Here is a 6,829-nt window from a genome sequence, read left to right as displayed (position 1 = left end):
GGCCGCCGGTTGGCCGCTGGCTGCGGTCGGCCCGGCGGCGGCGGCTGGCGTGGTCGCGGCGTCGGGCGACACCGCGCAGGCGCTGCGCATCGTCCTGGGCCTGACCTTGCTGGCGGTGCTGCCGGCGCTGCTGGTGTGCGTGACGTCCTTCCTGCGCATCATCATCGTGCTGGCCATGCTGCGCCATGCGATTGGCATGCCGGAGACGCCGCCGAACCCGGTGCTGATCGGGCTGGCGCTGTTCCTGACGCTGTTCACCATGGCGCCCGTGCTCCATACGCTGAACCAGGAGGCGCTGCAGCCGTTCATGAACGGCGCGCTCGGCGTCGAAGCCGCCTATGCCAAGGGCGCCGGCCCGCTGCGCGACTTCATGATCCGCCAGACCCGCGAGCAGGACCTGGCGCTGATGATCGAGCTGTCCCGCGCCGAGCCGCCGCGGGGCATGGACGACGTCAGCAACGTGCAGCTGGTGCCGGCCTTCATGCTGTCCGAGCTGCGGGCCGCGTTCCAGATCGGCTTCGTCGTGTTCCTGCCGTTCCTGCTGATCGACCTTGTGGTCTCCAGCGTGCTGATGGCGCTGGGCATGATGATGATGCCGCCGACGACGGTGGCGCTCCCGCTCAAGATCCTGACCTTCATTCTGGTGGATGGCTGGACCCTGGTGCTCAAGGCCCTGGTGGGCTCGTTCCACTGATGCAGCTCGCCGCCGCGTCCGCCACCACCGCGCCGCCGGCGGGTGTGCCGACGGCGCATGGCGGCCAGGAGCTGGCGCTGTGGCGGCTGCTGCGCCAGCACGGCGATGCGCAGGCCCGGGCGGAACTGCTGGCCCTGCACCTGCCGTACGCTCGCATCCTGGCCGCCACCTACTACGGCAGGCGCTTCCACAATGAGATCGAGTTCGGCGACTACCACCAGTACGCCTGCGTCGGCCTGCTGGAAGCAATGGAACGGTTCGACCCGGACCGCGGCGCGCAGTTCAGGACCTTCGCCGCGCGCCGCATGCACGGCGCCATCCTCAACGGCATCGAGCGCCTGACCGAAAAGCAGCAGCAGATCGCGGCGCGCCAGCGCGCGCGCGCCGAACAGCTGGAGGCCGGCAAGGCGCTGGCGGCCGAGCGTGCCGGCGTGCCCGCCGGCGCCGTGCCGCGCAACCCGCGGCAGCTGGCGCACTACATGGCGGAAGTCGGCGTGGGACTGGCGCTGGCCTGGATGCTCGAGGGCACGGCCATGGTGGATGATGGCGGCCGCGCCGAGTCCGTTCCGTTCTACCGCAGCGCCGAGATCCGGCAGTTGCGCGAGCGGCTGCTGCAGGCGATCGAGCAACTGCCGGCGCAGGAGCGCGTCGTGATCCGCTGCCACTACCTGCAGGAGATGCCCTTCGACGAGGTGGCGCTGATGCTGCGGCTGACCAGGGGCCGCATTTCGCAGCTGCACAGGCAGGCGCTGCCGCGGCTGCGTGCCGCGGTGGCGGATCATGCGGGCCTGGACCTCTTGTTCTGACCAGCGAGCCCATGCCATGAACCAGCCCGCATCCTCCGCCGAAAGCGGCGTCGCCGAACGCCTGGCCGGGTACCTGCGCCAGGATCCGCACAATCCTGGACTGCTGGCCGACGCCTGCGACGCGGCGCTTGCCGCCGGCCTGCACGCGCTGGCCCAGGAGCACATGGACACGGCCGCATCGCTCGCCCTGGAGCCGGTCGCCTGGTCGCTGCGGCGCGCTCGAATGTGCATCGCGCAACGGCGGCTGGACGAGGCCGCCGGCGTGCTGCAGGCCTTGCAGGCGACGCAGGGCGCGCACCCGGCGCTCGCCCACGACCTGGCCTACGTGCGGCTGCTGCAGGGTGCGACCCAGGCGTGCCGCGAGTTGCTGGCGCCCTGGCTCGCCACCGACGCCACGCTGCTGGAGCCGCAGACGCTGGAAGGGCTGCAGGTTTTGTGGCTGCGCGCTACCCACCGCCTGCAATTGCTGGAGGAAGCGTGGCACTGGGCACGGCAGCAGCTGGCGCAGGGGCGCCTGCAAGCGGCAGCTTGCGGCGTGGCAAGCCTGGTCGCCCTCGACACCAGCCGCTTCGACGATGCCCGCATGCTCTCCGAGTACGCGCTGGGCGAGCGTCCAGCGCAGATCGAGGCCTTGGTGGCGCGGGCCGGCGTGGCGTTGGCCGACCGCGACACGGCGCGCGCGGTCTTGTTGCTGGAGCGGGCGCTGCAGTGCAATCCCGAGGATGGCCGCACCTGGTCCGCGCTGGGGCTGTGCAGCTTGCAGGCGCAGCAGCTGCCGCAGGCGCAAGCGCGTTTTGAGCGCGCCCTGCGCGGCCTTCCCGGGCACGTGGGCACCTGGCACGCCCTGGGCTGGTGCCGGCTGTTGCAGCAAGACAGTGCCGGCGCGCTCGCCGCTTTCCACCAGGCGCTGGAGCTGGATCGCAACTTCGCCGAAAGCCACGGCGCCGTCGGCCTCGCGCTGGTGCTGGCCGGCGACCAGGCCCAGGCCGAGCCGTACCTGGAACTGGCCCGCCGCCTGGACCCTGCCAACCTGACCGGCCGCTACGCGCGGGCGCTGCTGGCTGGCGAAACGCGTGACGTGCAGCGCCTGCTGGCGCTGGCCGACCGGCTGCTGGACCGGCCTGGATTCGGTCGCGGCCGGCTCAGCGAGAGCGTCCGCTCGGCCGTCGGCCCCCTGGGCAAGTAGAGCCTGCCTGCCGGACGCATCCGGCCCTCAACATGCGTCGGCTCCTACCCGGGCGCGGCAGGCAGCACCGCACACTGGTGCGTTCCGAATCACAAGCAGGGCCTTTCCCATGCCGCATCCCAAGAACCGCGTGAAGCTCAGCGGTGACAACCATCCGCCCGAGTTCGATGACGTGACGGTGCTGGCAGCCCAGGACGATGCCGACATCCCCATGCAGCCCCCGCACGAAGCCACCGCGCGCCAGCTTGCGCCCGCCGCCCCGGAAGAATCCACCGCCCCGGGCAAGTCGCGCTGGCTCGAGCGCCTGCCCTACGCCGACCAGGCGCGCGGCTATGCGACGCAGGCCCGCTCGCGCGTGGGGCAGCAGCCGCTCGCGGCGTTGGGGATCGCCTTGGCGCTGGGCCTGGTTGTGGGCAAGTTGATGCGGCGGTGAAGGGCTGGGCCACGGCGGCGATTTTGTAGCATCCCGTAACACCGCAAGAGCCTGAACCGCTGATCTTCTTTTCCTGGCCGCCCTGATGCTGGCCGGCGGCGCCCGCGAGCTCAAGAGCGAGACGATCGGCACCATGCGCCGCGAGCGGGGTGCGGGGAGGACGAGAAAGAGGCGCGCATGCAGCGATCGAGCGAGGCCGGCGCCCAGCGCCAGCAGAGGTGGCCGAACCTCAGTCGCAGGCGCCGAGCAGAACAGGCGAAGTTGCGCGAGCAGCGGTTGGAGGAATCCAGGCGCATCCTCGTCACCAAGCGCAGCTGCCCGGACCTGACCACCGGAGCGGGTGGAGCTGGCCCGGTTCGAGGACAACTACCGGGGGCGCTGCGCCCGCTGACGCCGGCGCCCGCGGATCAATTCGGCAGCACCGGCGGAAAGTGCAGTTGCTGGCGGCTGGCAAAGCAGCGCTGCGCCCCTGACACCGGGTCGCGAAAGGCGATGCTTTCCGCCAGCAGCCGCAGCGGATTGTCGATTTCGTCCCCGCCTTGCGGCAGCAAGCTCGGGTAGATCCGGTCGCCCAGGATGGGCAGCCCCAGCGCCGCCATGTGCACCCGCAGCTGGTGCCGCTTGCCGGTGACGGGCCGCAGCCGGTAGCGGGCGTGGCTGCCCCGCGTTTCGATCAACTCGATGTCGGTGCGCGCCTTCGCGGCCTCGCAACCGGCGCCCAGGGCCTCCCGCATCTGCATGAACTGGTCGCTGGCCACCAGGGTGCTGGCGCGCGTCAGGGGAAACTGCAGCGCAGCCGTGCTGGGCGCGATGGCCTGGTAGCTCTTGGCGACGTTGCGCTCGGCAAAAAGCGTGTGGTAGCCCGCGCAGGTCGCCGGCTGCTTGGCGAACAGCACCACGCCGGCGGTCTCCCGGTCGAGCCGGTGCAAGGGCGTGAGCGCATCGACGCCGAGTTGGCGGCGCAGACGCACCAGCAGCGTCTCCTGCAGGTAGTTGCCCGAAGGCGTGACAGGCAGGAAGTGCGGCTTGTCGGCCACCACCAGCAATTCGTCCTCGAACAGCACGCAGGCCTGCGCTGGATTGACCGGCTCGTGCGGCACGCTTCGGTAGTAATACAGCTTGCCGTGCGGCACGTAGGGCTGGCCAGGCGCGACGCTGCGGCCCGTGCCGTCGACCACGTCGCCGTGCGCCATGCGCGCGCTCCACTCGCCCGCGGGGATCGCCGGGAACCGTTCCACCAGGAAATCGAGCATGCAGCTCCATCGGCCTGCCGGCAGCGCCACCTGGCTGGGGCCGACGCCGTCGCGCACCGGCAGCATGCTCAGTCCACCTGCTTTTCGGCGGCCGGCCGGCCGGCCTGGGCCAGCCGCCGGGCCCGGGCCAGCCGCCAGGCGCCGTCCGCCTCCTGGCCGTAGACGTCGTCCAGCGTGGTGGCGGTTTCCTGCAGCTGCGTGTCCAGGGCCACGCGGTTGTCGAACACGAAGCATTCGCCGCGCCAGTCGCGTTGCGCGTCCGGCACTTGCTGGAAATAATTGAGAATGCCGCCTTGGAGCTGGTAGACCGGCAGCTCCAGCTCGCGCATCCAGGCGCTGGTCTTTTCGCAACGGATGCCGCCGGTGCAGTACATCGCCACGCGCTTGCCCTGGGCCTTCCATTCGGCGGCGTGGGCCCGCACGTAAGCCGGGAAGTCGCGGAAGTTGGTCACGCCCGGGTCGATGGCGCCGTTGAAATGGCCGAGCCGGAATTCGAAGCTGTTGCGGTTGTCCAGCAGCACCACCTCGGCGTCCTTGATCAGCTCGCGCCAATCGCGCGGCGAGACGTCGATGCCGGTGCGGCGGCCGTCCACGCCCTCGATGCCCAGCGGCACGATCTCCTTCTTGACGTGCACCTTCATCTTGCCGAACGGGGCCGTGGTGCAGGCACTGCGCTTGAACGCCATGCCGTCGAAGGCGCGGTCGAAGGCCGGATCCTGCAGCAAGGCCTGCTCGATGCCGTCCAGCGTTTGCGGCGTGCCGGCCAGCATGCCGTTGATGCCTTCCGTGGCCACCAGGATGCTGCCGGTCAGTCCGTCGCCCGCCGCCACCAGTTCACGCAGGCGGGCAGCCGTCTCCTCGGGCTGGGACAGCTGGGTGAACTTGTAGAAGGCGGTGTGGACCAGGGCAGGGTGGCGCGGCGTGGGCATCGAGCCGATTTTCCCATGGCGTGGATGACGCTTGAGCGGCGCCTTCCGCGAAACCCTTGGCCTTTGCTGCTTTAATCGGGGCCAGTCGTAACAGGAGCACCCCCCATGGCCACCAAGCAATCCCCCGCGGAAAGCGTCACGAAGCAAGCAGGTGCGCAGGCGAAGCTCGACGCGGCGCTGGCCCAGCTGAAAACTGCCACCGACCGGCAGGAACTCGTCACCTCTGCCTTGAGCCGGCTGGGCGCATCGGCGGAAGAAAAGCGATTTGCCCAGGCCGAGCAGAAGAAAGTGGAACACGCCTTGCGCGAAGCCAGGCGCCTGGTGAAGGAAGCACAGGGACTCTGAACGGCTGCGCCGCCCGGGCTGCTAGCCGGCGGCGTCCAGCTTGTCCTGCGTCCTGGTGTCGAAGTCGCCGGCCCCGTGCCGCTCGTGCAGCTGGCCGGCCGGGTCGCCCCAGGTGCGGTTGACCATGGAGCCGCGTCGGGTGGCGGGCCGCTGCGCGATCTCGTCGCTCCAGCGCTGCAGGTGCCCGTACTCCTGCACCTGCAGAAACTGGCCGGCGCCATAGAGCTGGCCCTGGGCCAGGGCGCCGTACCAGGGCCAGATCGCCATGTCGGCGATGGTGTAGCCATCCCCTGCCATGTAGCGGGTCTGCACCAGCCGCCGGTCGAGCACGTCGAGCTGGCGCTTGACTTCCATCGCGTAGCGGTCGATCGCGTACTCGATCTTCAGCGGCGCGTAGGCATAGAAGTGCCCGAAGCCACCACCGAGGAAGGGCGCGCTGCCCATCTGCCAGAACAGCCATGACAGGCATTCGGCCCGCGCGGCCGCGCCCTCGGGCAGGAAGGCGTGGAACTTCTCGGCCAGGTGCAACAGGATGGCGCCCGACTCGAACACGCGGATCGGCTCCGGGCCGCTGCGATCGAGCAGCGCCGGGATCTTGGAGTTGGGATTGACAGCGACAAAGCCGCTGCCGAACTGCGCCCCTTCGTTGATCGGGATCAGCCAGGCGTCGTACTCGGCGCCGGCGTGCCCCAATGCCAGCAGTTCCTCCAGCAGGATGGTGACCTTGGCGCCGTTCGGCGTCCCCAGCGAATACAGCTGGAGCGGGTGCCGGCCGACCGGCAGGTCCTTGTCGTGCGTGGGGCCGGCGACCGGGCGGTTGATGCTGGCGAACTTGCCGCCGCTTTCCTTGTTCCAGGTCCAGACGGGGGGCGGGGTGTAGGCGGGGGAGTCGCTCATGCGGGAACCTTTCGAAGCAGAAGGTGGTTCGGACCAGTATAGGGACGGGGCGGGCCGCGCGTCCACGTGGCCCGCCCCGCCGCTCACCCCGGCAGCGCCTGGTACCTGCGCCGTGCCACCCGTTGCAGGTTCGTGCCTTCCACGCGGCTCAGCCGGGCCGCGCCGTGAGGCGTTGTCGAGCAGCTTCCTCACCCGGCCTGGCGGTGGACGCTGGCCGGTTCCACCAGCGTCCAGTCGCTCATGACGGTCTCGACGCGGGCTCACAGCCCGTGGTCGTGCGACGGCT

At 70.3% G+C, this 6,829-nt stretch carries 8 protein-coding genes; 5 read left to right on the top strand and 3 right to left on the bottom strand.

Annotation, left to right across the window (positions count from 1 at the left end):
• The first annotated feature begins 49 nt into the window (after positions 1 to 49).
• The 4 genes from fliP (at position 50) to JWP65_RS16990 (ending at position 3,119) form a co-directional block, all read left to right on the top strand.
• Positions 50 to 694, top strand: a complete 645-nt coding sequence (gene fliP, locus JWP65_RS17005) for a flagellar type III secretion system pore protein FliP (RefSeq protein WP_299765863.1) — start codon at positions 50 to 52, stop codon at positions 692 to 694.
• A complete protein-coding gene (locus JWP65_RS17000) occupies positions 694 to 1,500 on the top strand; it encodes a sigma-70 family RNA polymerase sigma factor (protein ID WP_299765859.1) in 807 nt (268 codons plus the stop codon). The genes fliP and JWP65_RS17000 overlap by 1 nt, the downstream gene beginning before the upstream one ends.
• Before the next feature lie 16 nt (positions 1,501 to 1,516).
• Complete coding sequence (locus tag JWP65_RS16995; protein WP_299765858.1) at positions 1,517 to 2,686, top strand: tetratricopeptide repeat protein; 1,170 nt, start codon at positions 1,517 to 1,519, stop codon at positions 2,684 to 2,686.
• A 109-nt stretch (positions 2,687 to 2,795) separates the two neighbouring features.
• The gene (locus tag JWP65_RS16990; protein WP_299765856.1) at positions 2,796 to 3,119 is read left to right on the top strand and encodes a hypothetical protein; all 324 of its coding nucleotides are present in this window, start codon (positions 2,796 to 2,798) and stop codon (positions 3,117 to 3,119) included.
• A 407-nt stretch (positions 3,120 to 3,526) separates the two neighbouring features.
• Here JWP65_RS16990 and JWP65_RS16985 read toward each other — a convergent pair whose 3' ends face one another.
• Positions 3,527 to 4,438, bottom strand: coding sequence for a pseudouridine synthase (locus JWP65_RS16985; protein WP_299765854.1), 912 nt, complete (start codon positions 4,436 to 4,438; stop codon positions 3,527 to 3,529).
• Between the two features lie 2 nt (positions 4,439 to 4,440).
• The gene (locus tag JWP65_RS16980; RefSeq protein ID WP_299765852.1) at positions 4,441 to 5,301 is read right to left on the bottom strand and encodes a rhodanese domain-containing protein; all 861 of its coding nucleotides are present in this window, start codon (positions 5,299 to 5,301) and stop codon (positions 4,441 to 4,443) included.
• A gap of 105 nt (positions 5,302 to 5,406) precedes the next feature.
• On the opposite strand from JWP65_RS16980, the gene JWP65_RS16975 reads away from it, so the two are divergent.
• Entirely contained in the window at positions 5,407 to 5,646 is a 240-nt protein-coding gene (locus tag JWP65_RS16975) for a hypothetical protein (RefSeq protein WP_299765850.1), read from the top strand.
• Between the two features lie 21 nt (positions 5,647 to 5,667).
• Here the strand turns inward: JWP65_RS16975 and yghU are convergent, their stop codons facing one another.
• Positions 5,668 to 6,543, bottom strand: a complete 876-nt coding sequence (yghU, locus tag JWP65_RS16970) for a glutathione-dependent disulfide-bond oxidoreductase (RefSeq protein ID WP_299765848.1) — start codon at positions 6,541 to 6,543, stop codon at positions 5,668 to 5,670.
• Positions 6,544 to 6,829: the final 286 nt, after the last annotated feature.

The sequence above is a fragment of the Ramlibacter sp. genome (assembly GCF_028292805.1).
In the GTDB taxonomy this organism is placed as follows: Bacteria; Pseudomonadota; Gammaproteobacteria; order Burkholderiales; family Burkholderiaceae_C; genus Ramlibacter.
This window is presented reverse-complemented; position numbering and strand designations above follow the sequence as displayed.

What these genes read in the sequence shown, in the direction of transcription:
- JWP65_RS17000 (WP_299765859.1), top strand. Translation starts at nt 694, where the DNA reads ATGCAGCTCGCCGCCGCGTCCGCCACCACCGCGCCGCCGGCGGGTGTG.
- JWP65_RS16995 (WP_299765858.1), top strand. Translation starts at nt 1,517, where the DNA reads ATGAACCAGCCCGCATCCTCCGCCGAAAGCGGCGTCGCCGAACGCCTG.
- JWP65_RS16990 (WP_299765856.1), top strand. Translation starts at nt 2,796, where the DNA reads ATGCCGCATCCCAAGAACCGCGTGAAGCTCAGCGGTGACAACCATCCG.
- JWP65_RS16985 (WP_299765854.1), bottom strand. Translation starts at nt 4,438, where the DNA reads ATGCTGCCGGTGCGCGACGGCGTCGGCCCCAGCCAGGTGGCGCTGCCG.
- JWP65_RS16980 (WP_299765852.1), bottom strand. Translation starts at nt 5,301, where the DNA reads ATGCCCACGCCGCGCCACCCTGCCCTGGTCCACACCGCCTTCTACAAG.
- JWP65_RS16975 (WP_299765850.1), top strand. Translation starts at nt 5,407, where the DNA reads ATGGCCACCAAGCAATCCCCCGCGGAAAGCGTCACGAAGCAAGCAGGT.
- yghU (WP_299765848.1), bottom strand. Translation starts at nt 6,543, where the DNA reads ATGAGCGACTCCCCCGCCTACACCCCGCCCCCCGTCTGGACCTGGAAC.